Origin of the sequence: Ochrovirga pacifica, assembly GCF_000220525.1 — a bacterium.
Classification (GTDB): domain Bacteria; phylum Bacteroidota; class Bacteroidia; order Flavobacteriales; family Flavobacteriaceae; genus Ochrovirga; species Ochrovirga pacifica.
The window spans coordinates 17581-33454 of the sequence record NZ_AFPK01000044.1; the positions used below are offsets into that span (position 1 = coordinate 17581).

The 15874-nt window shown below is 33.3% G+C and carries 9 protein-coding genes and 1 tRNA gene; 2 read left to right on the forward strand and 8 right to left on the reverse strand.

Going from position 1 to position 15874, the window contains the following annotated elements:
- Positions 1-187: 187 nt before the first annotated feature.
- From FS85_RS0109165 to FS85_RS0109195, 7 genes are all read right to left on the reverse strand, one after another.
- Positions 188-1462, reverse strand: a complete 1275-nt coding sequence (locus FS85_RS0109165) for a T9SS type A sorting domain-containing protein (protein WP_010135927.1) — start codon at positions 1460-1462, stop codon at positions 188-190.
- A 183-nt stretch (positions 1463-1645) separates the two neighbouring features.
- A complete protein-coding gene (locus tag FS85_RS15420; RefSeq protein ID WP_010135928.1) occupies positions 1646-4468 on the reverse strand; it encodes a PQQ-binding-like beta-propeller repeat protein in 2823 nt (940 codons plus the stop codon).
- A 184-nt stretch (positions 4469-4652) separates the two neighbouring features.
- Positions 4653-5978, reverse strand: a complete 1326-nt coding sequence (locus FS85_RS0109175; protein ID WP_010135929.1) for a T9SS type A sorting domain-containing protein — start codon at positions 5976-5978, stop codon at positions 4653-4655.
- Between the two features lie 126 nt (positions 5979-6104).
- Positions 6105-7571 carry a carbon starvation CstA family protein gene (locus FS85_RS0109180; protein ID WP_010135930.1) on the reverse strand — a complete coding sequence of 489 codons (1467 nt, stop codon included), beginning with the start codon at positions 7569-7571 and terminating at the stop codon, positions 6105-6107.
- A gap of 1 nt (position 7572) precedes the next feature.
- The gene (locus FS85_RS0109185; RefSeq protein WP_010135931.1) at positions 7573-9978 is read right to left on the reverse strand and encodes a glycoside hydrolase family 2 TIM barrel-domain containing protein; all 2406 of its coding nucleotides are present in this window, start codon (positions 9976-9978) and stop codon (positions 7573-7575) included.
- Positions 9979-10218: 240 nt separating this feature from the next.
- Positions 10219-11226, reverse strand: coding sequence for a family 43 glycosylhydrolase (locus FS85_RS0109190; RefSeq protein WP_139062180.1), 1008 nt, complete (start codon positions 11224-11226; stop codon positions 10219-10221).
- A gap of 140 nt (positions 11227-11366) precedes the next feature.
- Positions 11367-11437, reverse strand: a tRNA-Gln gene (locus tag FS85_RS0109195).
- 198 nt (positions 11438-11635) lie between these two features.
- On the opposite strand from FS85_RS0109195, the gene FS85_RS0109200 reads away from it, so the two are divergent.
- On the forward strand, positions 11636-14743 hold the full coding sequence (locus FS85_RS0109200; protein ID WP_237706956.1) for a glycosyltransferase family 117 protein: 3108 nt from the start codon (positions 11636-11638) through the stop codon (positions 14741-14743).
- Positions 14743-15375: a polysaccharide deacetylase family protein gene (locus FS85_RS0109205; RefSeq protein ID WP_010135934.1), complete on the forward strand. Its 633-nt coding sequence runs from the start codon at positions 14743-14745 to the stop codon at positions 15373-15375. The genes FS85_RS0109200 and FS85_RS0109205 overlap by 1 nt, the downstream gene beginning before the upstream one ends.
- Here the strand turns inward: FS85_RS0109205 and FS85_RS0109210 are convergent.
- Entirely contained in the window at positions 15372-15671 is a 300-nt protein-coding gene (locus FS85_RS0109210; protein ID WP_010135935.1) for a thioredoxin family protein, read from the reverse strand. The genes FS85_RS0109205 and FS85_RS0109210 overlap by 4 nt on opposite strands.
- Positions 15672-15874 lie beyond the last annotated feature (203 nt).

Consider the following 15874-nt stretch of genomic DNA (forward strand, 5'->3'; position numbering starts at 1 on the left):
ACAAACTCTAATTAAATTTCATTATATATTTCTCAAAAATAAGTTTCAACTTTTGATACTTCGTTTGCTAGTGTTTTTATTTTGTGTTCCTGAATACAATTCAACAGGTTTACAACCACAAAAAGGGCTTTGGCACCAAGTACCAAAACCCTTTTATCATACTTAACTATGTTGTACAACGTAATTGCTACATAATAACCTTAACAGCCTCTTGCTTAGAGCCTTTAGTAATTTTCACAATGTAAATTCCGTTTGATAGACCTGTATTTGATACTTGCTGACCTGTAATGCTATATACAGCCTCTAAATTAGCTCCTGAAACTGTAATAGTTCCTTGCTTTACATTGATAAAAGCTCCTTGGATCTTTTTACTTTCTGTAGACAAAGTTGCATCTGTAATTGTAGCTGTAATCTGATCTACAAATACCACATCTCCATTTAATAAATTTTCAGTACTTCCACCAGCATCATGGTTGATGGAAAACCAAAAAGTAACTCCATCAAAAGCATCAGGACAAGTTAAATCGAATGTTACTTCTTCCCACCCCATAGTAGTATTGGTGGTAGATACACTTGTGATGGGTCTGGTAGAAGTTTCTGTTCCTCCGTTGGTTAATTTAACTCTTGATGACAAACTAATTGGTGCAGAACGATTGGTTTTTACCCACATTTTTACTTGAATGGTAGAACCTGCTGTGTAAGGTGTATCGTATATTTTTTCATAATTGCTAAAAGTCCAGTAGGTATCGTCTGCATCTGCAGTAAAATTGAACTTTAAACTTTGAGAACCATCATGAGCCTGTGTAGAAGTAATTCCTCTGGTTGCAAAAGTTTTAGCTCCAGATAGGTGAGTAATTCCCGAAGGTCCATCAAAACTTGGGTTTAGTACAAATTCAGAATAAGTGGTTGCGGGCATTGAAGACAAAAACTCAATCTCATCTAAATAAAAAGCATCTCCAGCGGTGTCTGGTTCATTTTGTCTTACCATCAAATAAAAATTAGACAAATCTCCCGTCCACAATGTATAATCACTCATGTCTAAATAAGAAGTAATATATTCATCAGAATTAGCACCTATAGAAAAACTAACATTTCCATTAGTATTTGTTTTAATATTAGCACCATTTCCGTTGGTTCCTCCCAATCTAATCTCTACACCATTTGTTTCATTTTTATAAATAATTCTAATATACTTAGTGGTTGTTGCATTAATGCCTGTAAGCACTGTACCTGCTCCGTTATTTTTTATTCCAAAATTAGAGTTAGAACCTAATCTAATCAACTTTAATGCTCCGCTTCCCGAAACTCCTTCACCTGCTGCGTGAGTTACTTCACTATTTGCTCCCCAGCTTTTAGACCAATCTTGTAAATCCGTATCAAAGGTAAATGTTTGTGCATGTAACGTTGTTCCCACAAATAGAGAAAACACAAAAATTGTTGATTTTAGTAGTTTTTTTATCATTTTAATAAATTTTTGGTTATTAATTTTTTGTTAAATTAAATAATACCTTAAAAAACCATCAACACATCAAAAACCAGCCACAACACTTTTTTGACAAATCAATACTTTTCATTTTTCTGAATGCAAAAAACCGTGTCTTTTATTGATAAAGACACGGTTTAACAACCAATTTACTTGATAATTTTACAAGGCTTGTTTGATAGTGACATCTATAAATCGGAAACCTCCTAACGGAATTTCTATGGATGTTCTTTGCTGGCTGCTTTTAAATTTTTCCTGACTCAATATATCTTGAATTTGAACAGGAACCACCTTATGAAACTGAATTGTGGCAGTGCTTTTTTTAGGATTGATGTAGCCATTGTCTAACAATGTTACCCTTAATTTATCTGGAGCTATTTGAGCTACTACCCAAGCAACCTCTCCAGACACAGTTAAAGGAAGTTCTTTAGCATATTTTTGAATTTCTTTTTCTACTACCTTATAATACTCTTTTGCATTGTATTTCGTTTTTCCATCGGCAGAAAAATAAGAACGTCCATCGGTAATAAATTCTTTGGTAATGTTTTTATACATGGAATGCAAATTGTCTTTCAACAAACCTCTTGGTACATTTTGTTGTGCAAAAACACCATTTTGTGGTGGGGTAATTAATACCAAACCGTTGGGATATGGAGCTAAAAAATTCAATCTTCTTTCTTTTACCCCGCTTGCATAACGAGAAAAATCCCAAGGAGTAATAACTGCTCCAGGCCAAGAACCATTCATTCTACTAAACACCATTGGGTTTTCGGCTTCTTCTTTTTCATTAAAAAAAACAGTCCATTTTACATTAGCTCCATCTTCTAAAAAACGATGATCAGGTTCTTTCATACTTAAATGTACAGGCGAAATACTTAACACTTCATTTCTTTTAGGCACATACAAAGCTCCTTTGGCAATTAGCTCCCAATACAAACTTATATACTCTTGATTTACTGGAAAATTATTGATAAACTGAGCTCCATTTGCTGTATGAAAAATTAACATTCTAAGCATGTGATTGGGCAATCTTTGGTTTCCTAACTGTCTAGATCTATCAAAAGAAACATTGTCTGGTACTGCTCTTGTTCCCCAACTTTTTACTGCACCACTAGTCCACATTCCCATTCTTCCTGCCAAACTCAACTCCATGGTTTTGTCTGTAGTTTCTTCCATAGAAGGGATAAAAACATCCGCAAATTCTCCAGACATTAATCTAGACCAAGGACTTAGATAGTTAGATCCCAACCAAAAAATATTTTTAGACCTAAGGAAGATATTGGTGTTTTTTCCTTGTGCATAATTTGCCAAAGGATATATTAAATCATTTAACAAAAAGGTTAAATTGCTTTCGTTATGATCTTCTACCTCTGGATAAATTAACACTGTTTTTTTTCCTCTGGCTTTGTCTATTACTTTTTTGGTAGTGGCAATGCTAAACATATAAGGGTCGTTACCATGCCCACCCCAATAAGAAATTCCAGGAGCATTTTTATAGTTTTCAGCAATCTCTGAAACAGCTTGTATACTTGTAAGAGTATATTTTTTTCTTCGATCTCTTGTGTTTTGGTATTTTGAATTAGACAGTACAGAACGATCAAACTTTTCTACATTTTTCATAAAAACAGAATTCAAAAACACAGGATTTTTATAGGTTGTTTCAATTTCTGTTTTTAGTTTTTGTAAATTTTCAGGAATTTTTTCTGTCATTAAATACACCAATTGCGATGAATTTTCTACTTCTGGTTTTTGATAAGCTTTTAACTGTTTTTTTATTTGCTGTGTATTCTCTAAGATTGTAGCAATTTTTCCTTTAGGCTCTAATTGCTGATAGTCTTTTTTCCACACTTCGCTATTCAAATCAAACACATGAATGCAACTCCCACCACTTTGAGCACTTGCCATAATCATTTGGTTATTTTTTTCATCTTTCCACACATCATAATAGGCATATTTGCTTTGTATAATTTCTTCTTTTAACGTGTTGTCTGAAGGTTGATAGAGTCTAATCTGGTTTCCTATTCTAGTGATGTAGTAATTTTTATTTCTTTGATTTAACACAATGGTTTGGGCAATATCGTAACCAAACCTTACTTTTTTTATTTCATGAAAACTAAAACGATTTGCATCTATATCGTAAGTGGTAACTAATAAATCGTTGGAATGAGCAGAAGCTCCCATTATAATTTCATCATTCCCATCTTGATCCACATCTGCTATTTTAAAATCACCAATAGGACGAATTCTAATTTTTTTCTTTAGTGATTTATTTCCTTTTACAGGAACTTTTTTAAACGGCAATTCTTCTAGAGGATTAAAAAAATATAAAGTTCCTGGCACGTTCATGTGATTGTTAGTCCCCAACACCACCAAGCCATTAGTACCATCACTTTTTTGATAAGGTCTTATAAAGTTGGCCGTAGCAATTCCTGCTTTAGGAAGTTCTTTTTTGTTTTTACTCCATGGTTTTTCTATAGAAAAGCGAGAGGTTTTTATCTCTTTAATCAAAGTTCCTTGTGCAGACAAATAATACAAAGAAGTATCAAATCCTCCTGCAACCACATAAGTTTTATCTTCCTTTTTTACCATTGTAACAGCGTACATAGGTGCTTGATTTTTCTGAAAAGACCACATCACTTCTCCAAAACTATTCACACAATAAATTGTACCGTTGGCATTGGCTACCACCACTTCATCTATGGCATCACCATCTAAATCACCAGACCATAAATCATGATTCATAAAACCTGAAAGTGGCTGTTCCCATAGCAACTTCCCCTCATCACTGTAAGCCAATAAAGTTCCTTCATAAGAACTTGCAATAAGTACCGTTTGCTTTTTGTAATTAGCCGTTTGCACTTTTTGAATGGTATAGTTGGTATCTATACTCATCGTTTTTTTACGCCTGTTGTTTTTTTCTTTTTCTGATGCTTGAACAATGCTTAAAAAAGCAAGAAAACTCAATACAAGTAGTTTCAATTTCATTGGTTTTTATCTTTAAAATAAACAGCTGTAAAAAACATATTTTTTTAGCATTCACTGTCCTTGTGTATACATAAATTGTAGCTATCAAAAAAAATCCCTTATTCGTTAGACAGTCTCCAAAATGTATCATACATTTCTGGATGCTCTATCCTATGAATAAGGGATGCTACTATTATATTTTTTTTTACAATACTACTTTTACAGTATCGTGTTTATTTCCTTTGGCTATTTTAACAATATAAATACCACTAGCTAAACCTGTTGTTTCTACTTGTTGACCTGTAATAGAATATACAGATTCTAAATTTGCACCAATAACAGAAATTGTTCCATTGTTAGCCTTTACAATAGCTCCTTCTATTTTAGAGGTAGTTGTTGATAAAGTAGCAGCATCTATCCATTTTAAATTGTCAATATACACCACAGTATTGGCATCCGCTGATAAAATTTTTAATGTACACCCTGCATCTGTAGTTTGCTCAAACATATCTACTGTTGATGTTAATGTATGCCAACTATCTTTTGATAAATTAGGGTCTAAATCAATAGACATTGTCTTAAAAGGAGTTGCAGGGCTTGAATCGTTATTGGCTTTGATATTTAAGGTTAATTTGGAAGGAACTGTTTTCCCAGAAGGGATGTATACATCTGCTTGAATTGCATAATCTCCAGCTGCAAAACTAATTAACGAAGTTCCTGGGGTAGTTTCATTTCCTCCTTGAATGTTTTTCTCTCCTGCACCTACTGACGAATCGTATTTTAAGCTATACGTTCCAGAGCTAGCTTGCTCATCTGTAAAAGAATAATAATCATCGTGCTGTAAAAACCAACCTGTTGCAGTTGAGTTTCCGTTTGCATTGGGCTCAATAATTCCTTCTACCACTGCATCTGCAGCTTCAAAACCAAAGTATTCTTCAAAAGTGTGGCTAGCAACCCCGTTGTATTCTTCTATTTTTATATCATCTACATAAACTGTACTTGTTCCTGAAGCAGGTACTGTTCCTTGAAAGTTGATTGTCATCCAGTTTTTACTATCTCCTAAATTAGGATCTGCAGTAGTTGTTACAATTTTATAAACTTTGGTCCACACGCCATTTGGTACCGCAGAGATATCAATATTTGCCCCAGAACCTTTGATAGGTAAGTTTAAACTTTGTGGCTGTGTACCACTGGTTACTTTTACCCAAGCGGAAATTAAATAGTCTCTTTCTGTTAAGCCAAAATTTCCTTCTTTGTTTACATTAGACCTCCATGTTTGAAGTTTTGCAGCTGTAGGATTTGCTAGACTGTAGTCAAAAACAGCTTTCATGCTATAAGTTCCTGAGTGTGCTTCCTCGTTAGATTGTGTAAAACCTGACACTTGAGTCCATGCCGTAACAATATCAGAAGTACCCCCATTGTAGTCTACACTGGTCAACTCAAAACCAAAAGCATCGGCATTTAATATTTGAGCATTTGCACCAAAAGCCATCAAAAACATAGCTGATATTTGAAGTAATTGTTTTTTCATAATATTTAAAGTTTTTAATAATTAAATTATGAATACGAAATAATTACAATTCAATAAAAACTATATCTAGCTATGTAAATTAGATGTCTTTCTCGGTTAATTTTTACAATAAAAAAAGCACACCCACTAGGTGTGCTTTGACATTTTACGAAAAATTTTAAACTTTTTTTGTCTTTTAGTTCTTTTAACAAACACTATAAATAAAATAGTAATTGCTATTGTTAGCAATGCTCCTAGCGTATAAGACCATTGCTTTTCTAACTGAAAACCTTCTGGAGCTATTAAAATATAAGTACTACAAACCATGGTCATAAAAATGGCAGGTAACAACGTAACCCAATAATTCTTTTGTTTGCCTATTAAATAGGCAGTTATGGTCCACAAAACAACAACCGCTAATGTTTGGTTGGCCCATGCAAAATACCTCCAAATAATAGCAAAGTTTACTTTGGTTAACACAAAAGCCACGACAAACAAAGGAACACTAATATACAATCTCTTATAAATACTTTTTTGATCAAACGAAAACACATCTGCTAGAATTAACCTTGCAGATCTAAAAGCTGTGTCTCCTGAGGTAATGGGAGCTGCAACAATTCCTAAAACTGCTAAAATTCCACCTACACTACCTAACATATTTAACGATATTTCATTAGCTGCCCACGCTGCACTATTTCCATTTTCAGCCATTGCTTGGTTTAGTCCATGTACATCACCAAAAAACACCATCGCTGCTGCTGCCCAAACCAAAGCAACAATTCCCTCAGTAATCATAGCTCCAAAAAACACTTTTTTTCCTTCCACTTCATTTTTAACACAACGAGCCATTAAAGGAGATTGTGTTGCATGAAAACCCGAAATTGCTCCGCAAGCAATGGTAATAAACAACATAGGAAAAATAGGTGTATTTTCTGAATTGTGTTTCATGTTTACTAAGTTAGAAGGGATTATTTCTGGAATCTGATAGTCTCCCGTTAACAAAACCACCAGCAAACCTAAAGCCATAAATAACATTGCTGCTCCAAACACAGGATACAGTTTACTAATAACCTTATCTATAGGTAACAAAGTGGATAATATATAATAAATTAAAATAAAAGCAACCCAAACAGAAATTCCCAAAGCATTCGCTGTCATTCCATCTATTATTTTGGCAGGACCTACTAAAAAAACAGCTCCCACAAAAATTAACAATACCACTGTAAAAAAACGCATAAATTGTTTGATGGCATTCCCTAAATAAATCCCAACTACCTCACTAATACTTAACCCTCCATGACGTAACGACATCATTCCAGAAAAATAATCGTGAACTGCACCTCCAAAAACACATCCAAAAACAATCCATAAAAAAGCCGATGGTCCATACATTGCTCCTGCAATAGCTCCAAAAATAGGACCTAGACCAGCTATGTTAAGAAACTGAATTAAAAAAACTTTCCACAAAGGCAAAGGCATATAATCAATATCATCTCTCTGGCTGATGGCTGGGGTTTCTTTATTAGGATCTATAACAAAAATGTTTTCTATGATTTTTCCATACACAAAATAGCCTACCACTAAGATGACTATTGAAATTACAAATGATTTCATACTATTTAATTACTTGTTTTGCTGTTTTTAAATGATCTGCACTTACGACTATTTCTATTTTTCCTTCTTCCAACACCTTAAGAATTAACAAACACTTTCCTTGATGTGTTTTACATTTTTCTTTGTTTGTAAAACTTAAATGATCTTGCATATCTCCATTATCAAAAGCCAAAATTTTTGCATTGTTACTAACAAACACTGTTAAGTCATCCGATTCCCAAGTTACTAACTTTCCTTTTTTATCTAAAACACTTACCTCTACCTGAACAACATCTCCTTTATGTAACTGCTGTTTATTTGTCTTTAATTGAATTTTATATGCTTTTTTTGTTGTGTATAATACATCTTCTGTTACTTTTTTTCCGTTAGTGTACCCCACAGCTTTTAATTCACCAGGTTGATAAACTACTTTCTTCCATTTCATGATTTTATTTGGAAAATTTACCATTTTTTGAGTTCCTATTTTTTTTCCATTCACATACAGCTCCACCACATCACAGTTGGTATAGCTTACCAAATCATATGTTTTTCCTTTTTTTAAATTCCATGTTGCATCCATTGGAGGCCAACCCCATTTTCCTGAAGTAGAAAAATCAGCAGCATCTCCTTGATAAACATAGGTTTTAATCATTGGAGCATCTGTCCATACGGACTGATAAAAATACGCTCTATTCTTTTTGAAACCCGCAAAATTTAACAAACCGCTATCTGTACCCAATTTTGGCCATTTTTTTGATTCTCCTAAATAATCCATTCCAGACCATAAAAATAGTCCCATATTATGCTCATTGTCTAACACATCAAACCAAGGTGATTTTTCTATATTGGCAAATCTTTTGTCTGCTGTGCTATTAAAATATGTATAGCTTTCTGTGCTTACAAAAGGTTTTCCTGGATTTTGCACTCCAATAGCTTTACACCATTGTTCTCCGTAATTCAATGCTATCAAATCCATATACTCACAGGTTTCTATTATGTCTTGTACTTTTTGCGAGGGTACACCATCTCTTCCTCTTTCCATTCCCGAAATTACAGGTCTTGTATTGTCTATAGATCTAACAAAATTGGTATACTTTTTTAAGCCCACCTTCTGTTCGATTGTTCCAGGGGAATGATTCTCGTTTCCTACACTCCAAATAATTACACTAGGATGGTTGATGTCTCTACGAATAGATTGCTCGTAATTTTTTTGCCATTCTGTTTCAAAATAAGGATTGGAAAACCCCATAGGGTTAAAGAAATTTCCTTTTCTTGTTTTTCCCCTTACAAAACCATCATCATTCCACTTATCTACAAACTCGTCCATTACTAAAAACCCCATTTCATCGCACAAATTCATAAACTCTGGTGCTGCTACGTTGTGTGCTGTTCTTATCGCATTACAACCTATTTCTTTTAAGGTTTGCAATCTTGTTTTCCAAACTTCAATAGGCACCGCTACACCTAAAGAACCGGCATCTACATGCAAACAAACTCCTTTCATTTTTAAAGGTTTTTCATTTAAAAAGAATCCTTTTTTAGCATCGAACTTTATGGTTCTTACTCCAAAAACACTTTCGTAATCGTCTACCACCTGTCCATTGATAATAATTTGAGTAAGTGTTTTGTACAAGTTAGGAGCATCAATATGCCATCTTTTGGGGTTTTTAAGTGTTATTTTTTGTAGGGTTTTGTAAGTTGTGTTTAAGGTAGTATTGACAACATTTGCTGCTACCCCTACTTGATTATTAGCTTCATCAAACAAAGTAGTTTTAAGAGTTACTTGCTCTTTATTAGCAAAGTTTTCTATTAAGGTTTCTATTTCAACTATTGCCTCTTTATTGTTTATTTTAGGTGTGGTTATTTTTGTACCCCAATTCTTTACATGTGTATTGTGGGTAATGGTTAACCATGAGTTTCTGTAAATTCCAGAGCCTGTATACCAGCGAGCACTTGGTTGGTCGGAATGATCTACTCTAACAGCAATTACATTAGATTCATCAAACTTTAAAAATTCAGTTATATCGTAGTAAAAACTAGTAAATCCGTTGTATTGTGCTCCTACATAAATTCCGTTAATCCAAATTTTAGCATTTCTATAAATAGCATCAAATTGGATCTCAACATACTTTCCTTTGTGTTTTTTTGGTATTACAAACTCTTTTCTATACCACCCTATTCCGCCAGGAAACCAGGCATTTCTACCCGAATTTGATTCACTCAGTTTTTGCTCTATACTCCAATCATGCGGAAGGTTTAATTCTCTCCAATGATCGTCTTGGTAGTTAGGTTCTGAATATTTTAAACTATCAGACAAACTAAATTTCCAATGGTTGTTAAAACCTTGCTTGATTCTAACATGAGTTTGAGCTGTTGCCATTGCTCCCCAAAAAACGAATAGTACAAGAAGGTATCTTCTAATTTTCATAAATACTTTTGATTTTAAAACAAGGTTGGACAATTTAGCCCTATAGATTTATAATTTTCAACTGTTGATTGACCAAGCTCAACACAAAAAAACTACATCCAAAATCAAAACTACTAGAAACTAAACTTTAAAAAGTCTTTGTGGGTTTATGAAATGGTTTTATGTGTACTAAAATCTAATTACCAATACTATACATAGCCTTAAGATTTAGAAAAAGTCTTAAGTTTTTAGGCTTAAGACTTACATTTTTAAATTTATTTTATCAACTCCCTGTCTTGTTGGTGTTACTGTAATAATACTCCCATTTTCCTTAAAAAATAGCTCATCAACACAAACAGATCTTTTAAAGCCACTATTAGAAATATCTTGTGTATGATAGAAAACATACCATTTTCCTTTGTACTGAACTATTGATCCATGAGACGTCCAAGAACTAACTGCTTCCATTACCTTTCCTTGATACACAAAAGGCCCTAACGGATTTTGAGAAGTTGCATATACCATAGTAGCATCTTTAGCCCAACCGTTTGAATAAACATAGTAATACAAATCCTTTCTCTTAAACACCCAAGGACCTTCTCCATAAACTCCATCTCCTCCATGATTTACTTGTAAATTTGTTGCTTCTTTACCTCTTTCTTTCCAAAGCAAACGTTTTCCTTGTTTATCTAAAATTACAATTTCGTATAAGGGTCCCTCTCTTTCAATCATATTCTTTTTTAATTTTACTACCCTAGCATCTCTACATCCAAAATATAAATAAGCCTGCTCATCATCATCTATTAAAATAGCGGGATCAATAGGCTCTGGTCCTGCAAATGATTCTTCTAAAGAATCAATCAAAGGTTTTCCTAAAGCATCTTTAAAAGGCCCTGTTGGATGATTCGCAATTGCAACTCCAATTTTTTTTCTTTCTACTGGATAATAAAAATAATACTTCCCATTTCTTTTTACAGCATCTGGTGCCCAAGCCCATTTATTTGCCCATTTAATGTCTTTTAAAGAAAAAACAGCTCCATGATCTCTCCAGTCTACCATATTGGTTGTAGAAAAACAGGCCCAATCTAACATATCAAAATAAGTTGCATTGTCTTCATCGTGTGATGCATACACGTATAAAGTATCATTAAAAACTCTAGCAGATGGATCTGCTATATATTTATGTGTGATGAATGGATTTTGAGCTTGTATACCTGTTACAACAATAAAAGTAAGCAACATTAAAAGCTTTGAGTATGTTTTATTCATTTTAAAAAATTTTAAGGTTTCATTTTTCTTTAAATATAAAATCAAATATTCAAGAAAACAAGCTTAGTTTACATACAAAACTAAGACTAACTAAAAGACATAAAAAAAAGCCTTAAACCTAAAGATTTAAGACTTTTTTGTTGTCCCACAAGGACTCGAACCTTGAATGACGGTACCAAAAACCGGAGTGTTACCATTACACCATGGGACAGTGCGTTAGCGGTTGCAAATATAGAGCAGATATACGATTCTACCAAACTTTTTTTCAAAAAAAATACAACTTTTTTTTGCTTAAACAGACTACAAATTGACTATCAGTAAAATAAGAAAAAACTTGCATTTTATTTTTTCTAAAAAAAGGAACATTTTTTGTTATTTACCCCATCAGCATCAAGAAATAATTAAATTTGTGACTAAAATTTTACGCTTAAATCATCAGATGAAAGAACACACTTATCAAAAATGGAACGTAATTCTAGGATGGATTGTTTTTGCCATATCATTAATCACTTACACACTTACGCTAGAACCTACTGTTAGTTTCTGGGACTGTGGTGAATACATATCGACTTCGGTAAAATTAGAAGTGGGCCATCCACCAGGTGCTCCTTTGTTTCAAATGCTGGGTGCATTTTTTGCCATGTTCAGTGCCTCTCCTAGCCATGTGGCTTATATGGTAAACTTTATGTCTGGTTTGGCTAGTGCCTTTACAATTTTGTTTATGTTTTGGTCTTTGACAAATTTGATAAAAAGAGTGGCTCTAAAAAATGGAGAACTTACCCAAAATAACACAATTGCTATTTTAGGTAGTGCTGCTGTTGGTAGCTTAACGTATACTTTTTCTGATAGTTTTTGGTTTAGTGCCGTTGAAGCTGAAGTGTATGCCATGTCTTCTTTTTTAATGGCTTTGCTTTTTTGGTTAGGTCTAAAATGGGAACGTTCTTTTTCTGAACCTAGAGGAAATAAATGGTTGTTGTTAATTTCTTTAGTGATTGGGCTTTCGTTCGGAGTGCACATCTTATCTTTATTAGTCATTCCGTCTATCGTATTTATTTATTTAAATCAACACTATAAAAAATATACCACTAAAAATTTTATTATTGCAAATGCGATTGCTATTGGTACCTTGATTTTTATTTTTAAATTCTTATTCCCGTTTACCTTACGTTACTTTAGTGCTTCGGAATTATTTTTTGTAAACACCGTAGGAATGCCGTTCCATACAGGGACAATAATTGCTGGAATTACCATTATTGTTGCTTTTTACTTTGGATTGAATTATACCCGAAAAAACAAAAAACACATTGCTAACACTACTATTTTATCTGTTTTATTTGTAATGATTGGTTTTTCTTGTTGGATTCTTTTGCCTATTAGAGCCAATACAAACACAACTATTAACGAAAACAATCCTGAGTCTGCAAGAGAATTATTAGCTTACTACAATCGTGAACAATATGGTGATGCAAATATTTTTTACGATACTTATTACTCTGCTAAATATGACAGAGAACCAGCCCGAGATGCTCAAGGAAACGTAATTTATGAAGATGCAAAGCCTAAATATGAAAAAGACGAAAAAAGCGGAAAATACATTATCGTTAACGATTATAAAAATGCGGTAGAAAAAGTTTCTAACAAACATAAAGGATTTATACCTCGTATGGTAATGCCAGCATCAGAACCTTATTACAAGTCTATTGCTGGAATACCATCCAACAGCAAAGAACGACCTACATTTGCACAAAACTTATGGTTTATGGCTAAATACCAATTTGGCTATATGTACTTTAGGTATTTGTTTTGGAACTTTATAGGAAAACAAAATGATGAACAAGGTCGACTGGATCCTTTTAACGGAAACTGGATTTCGGGAATCAAGCCTATAGACAACCTTTCTGTTGGAATTTCCCAGGACAACCTACCCGATGATGTAAAAGAAAATAAAGGAAGAAATATGTATTACGGAATTCCTTTTATTCTAGGAATTATTGGTCTTTTATACCATTCTTCTAGGGACAAACGTAATTTTTACAACTTATTGCTTTTCTTTATTTTTACAGGGTTTGCCATTATTTTTTATACCAATCCAAAACCTTTTGAACCTAGAGAAAGAGATTACGCCATTGTAGGATCTTTTTACATATTTGCCATGTGGGTAGGTTTTGGTGTTTATGCTTTGTTTCAAAAAATCAGCAATGCAGGTAAATCCTCTAAAGCTATTGCTTTTGCCATTCCAACAATATGCTTGCTGGCTTCTCCTGTTCTAATGGCATCTGAAAACTGGGATGACCACGATCGTTCGTATCGTTATACTGCCTATTTTAACGCAAAAGCTTACTTAGATTCTTGTGACGAAAACGCAATTCTTTTTACCATTGGAGACAATGACACGTTCCCTCTTTGGTACATGCAAGAAGTGGAAGGCTATAGAACAGACATTAAAATTATCAACACTAGCTTATTAGCAACTGACTGGTATATTGACCAAATGAAACGCAAAACATATGATGCCCCTCCTATTCCATCTCAGTTAACCCACGAACAATACAGACATGGAACATTAGACGTAGCTTACCATACAGGACAAGTACAAGACCGTTGGGATATTGATAATTTTATGAGATGGATTAGTTCTTCCAACAAAAGAACCTACATAGAAGTTGCCAACGGTAAATTTGAAAAATTCTACCCTACCAACAAATTAAGACTTCAGGTAGATAAAAATGCTGTGTTAAAAAATGGAATTGTAAAAGAAAAAGATACTGCCTTAATTGTAGATTACATGGACTTGGACATTGATGAAAGAGGGTTGACAAAAAACAGAATCTTAATGTTAGACATATTAGCGAACAATAACTGGAAAAGACCTATTTATTTTACAGGAGGTTCTAATGCAGACGAAGAGTACCTTTGGTTAAAAGACCACTTGCAATTAGACGGCTTGGCTTTTCAGTTAGTACCAATCCAAACCAAAAGTGAATATGGAATATTGGGAATGGGTAGGATTGATACCGAAAAATTATACAATAAAATCAAAGATTGGAATTTTGGGCATAGAGGCAAAGACTTTTATGTTGATGTAGAATCTAGAAAAAATTCTATCTCTTACAGAAACAATATCTCTAGACTGGTTGAAGCACTAATCAACGAAGGAAAATTAGACAAAGCCGAAGAAATTTTAGATTTAAGTTTTGAGAAACTTCCTATAGAAAAATACCAGCAATATGGAGTGTGTCTTGGTTTTCCGGAGCAGTACTACTTGCTAAACAAACCCGAAAAAGCACAAAAAGCAGCAAAACAGTTAATCGCTATTTTTCAACAAAGACTAAAGTATTTTAGTACCTTAACTATGGGCAACATCAACTACTTATCGCAAGATTTAGAAAGGGAATTTCAAATGTATCAAACCGTAGCAAGAGATGTAAATAAATACGAAAAAGATGAAGCTTTTAAGAAAAAAGTAGAAGAAGAATTTGTAAATCACATTCAGTTATTTGAAGGTCTGTTTGAATAATGAACATATATCCTGTAAAAATACCTTATCTCATCAAATCCATTTTTCACAAATGGATTTGGTGTTTTAACACCTCTGAAAAACACATTTATCTTACTTTTGATGATGGTCCTATACCCGAAATTACACCTTGGGTTTTAGAACAACTAAACAACTATAATGCAAAAGCCACTTTTTTTTGTATTGGAGATAACATTAAAAAACATCCTGAAGTTTTTCATCAAATAATAGAAAAAGGACATCGTGTAGGAAACCATACTTATCATCATATAAACGGATGGAAACACACTACCACTACTTATATTAATAATTGTCATAAAACAGAACTACTACTTCCCGATTCTGAAAAAACAAAAATTTTTAGACCCCCCTACGGTAAAATCAAAAGAGAACAAGCTAAAACGTTAAGAAAAAAAGGATACAAAATAATTATGTGGGAGGTACTAAGCGGAGATTTTGATACAAGCATTTCTGCCGATCAGTGTATCAAAAATGTTTTGAGAGCTGTAAACAAAGGAAGCATTGTTGTTTTTCACGATAGTAAAAAAGCCTTTCCAAGATTACAAGGGGCATTGCCTATAATCTTAAAAGAACTTCATCAAAAAGGATATGTTTTTAAAACAATTCCTTAAACATATTGTTGCACCAAATTGATTAATGTGTTGGCATCTTGCTCCCCAGACTGTCTCCACTTCATGGTTCCGTTTTTATAGATTACATAAGTAGGATTTGCTTTGACCTTTAGAGCACTTGCTAAGGTTTCGTTTTTTTCAATATCAATCTTAATCACTTTTGCTCTATCTCCCAAAGCCGCAACAACATCTCTTAAAACCAAACCTGTTGGCTCTACTTCTTCATCACTCCATTGAGCATAAAAATCAATAAGAACAGGGACATCAACTTTTATTAAATCACCAAATTTTGTCATAATTTATATTGTGTTTATAAGTTTTGTATTTGCGTTCTTTTTTTATTTGGAACTGTATTAAAAATAATGCATTTAAAACATTTCCTGCAATTATACAAAAAAACTATCAAATATTTTTAAATCCTCAAGAGTCTTTATCAACAAAAACCTTTAAAAATCTAAGTCTTTAGGCACATATCAACTGTTTTATTTACTTTTACATC

What these genes read in the sequence shown, in the direction of transcription:
- FS85_RS0109165 (WP_010135927.1), bottom strand. Translation starts at nt 1,462, where the DNA reads ATGATAAAAAAACTACTAAAATCAACAATTTTTGTGTTTTCTCTATTT.
- FS85_RS15420 (WP_010135928.1), bottom strand. Translation starts at nt 4,468, where the DNA reads ATGAAATTGAAACTACTTGTATTGAGTTTTCTTGCTTTTTTAAGCATT.
- FS85_RS0109175 (WP_010135929.1), bottom strand. Translation starts at nt 5,978, where the DNA reads ATGAAAAAACAATTACTTCAAATATCAGCTATGTTTTTGATGGCTTTT.
- FS85_RS0109180 (WP_010135930.1), bottom strand. Translation starts at nt 7,571, where the DNA reads ATGAAATCATTTGTAATTTCAATAGTCATCTTAGTGGTAGGCTATTTT.
- FS85_RS0109185 (WP_010135931.1), bottom strand. Translation starts at nt 9,978, where the DNA reads ATGAAAATTAGAAGATACCTTCTTGTACTATTCGTTTTTTGGGGAGCA.
- FS85_RS0109190 (WP_139062180.1), bottom strand. Translation starts at nt 11,226, where the DNA reads ATGAATAAAACATACTCAAAGCTTTTAATGTTGCTTACTTTTATTGTT.
- FS85_RS0109205 (WP_010135934.1), top strand. Translation starts at nt 14,743, where the DNA reads ATGAACATATATCCTGTAAAAATACCTTATCTCATCAAATCCATTTTT.
- FS85_RS0109210 (WP_010135935.1), bottom strand. Translation starts at nt 15,671, where the DNA reads ATGACAAAATTTGGTGATTTAATAAAAGTTGATGTCCCTGTTCTTATT.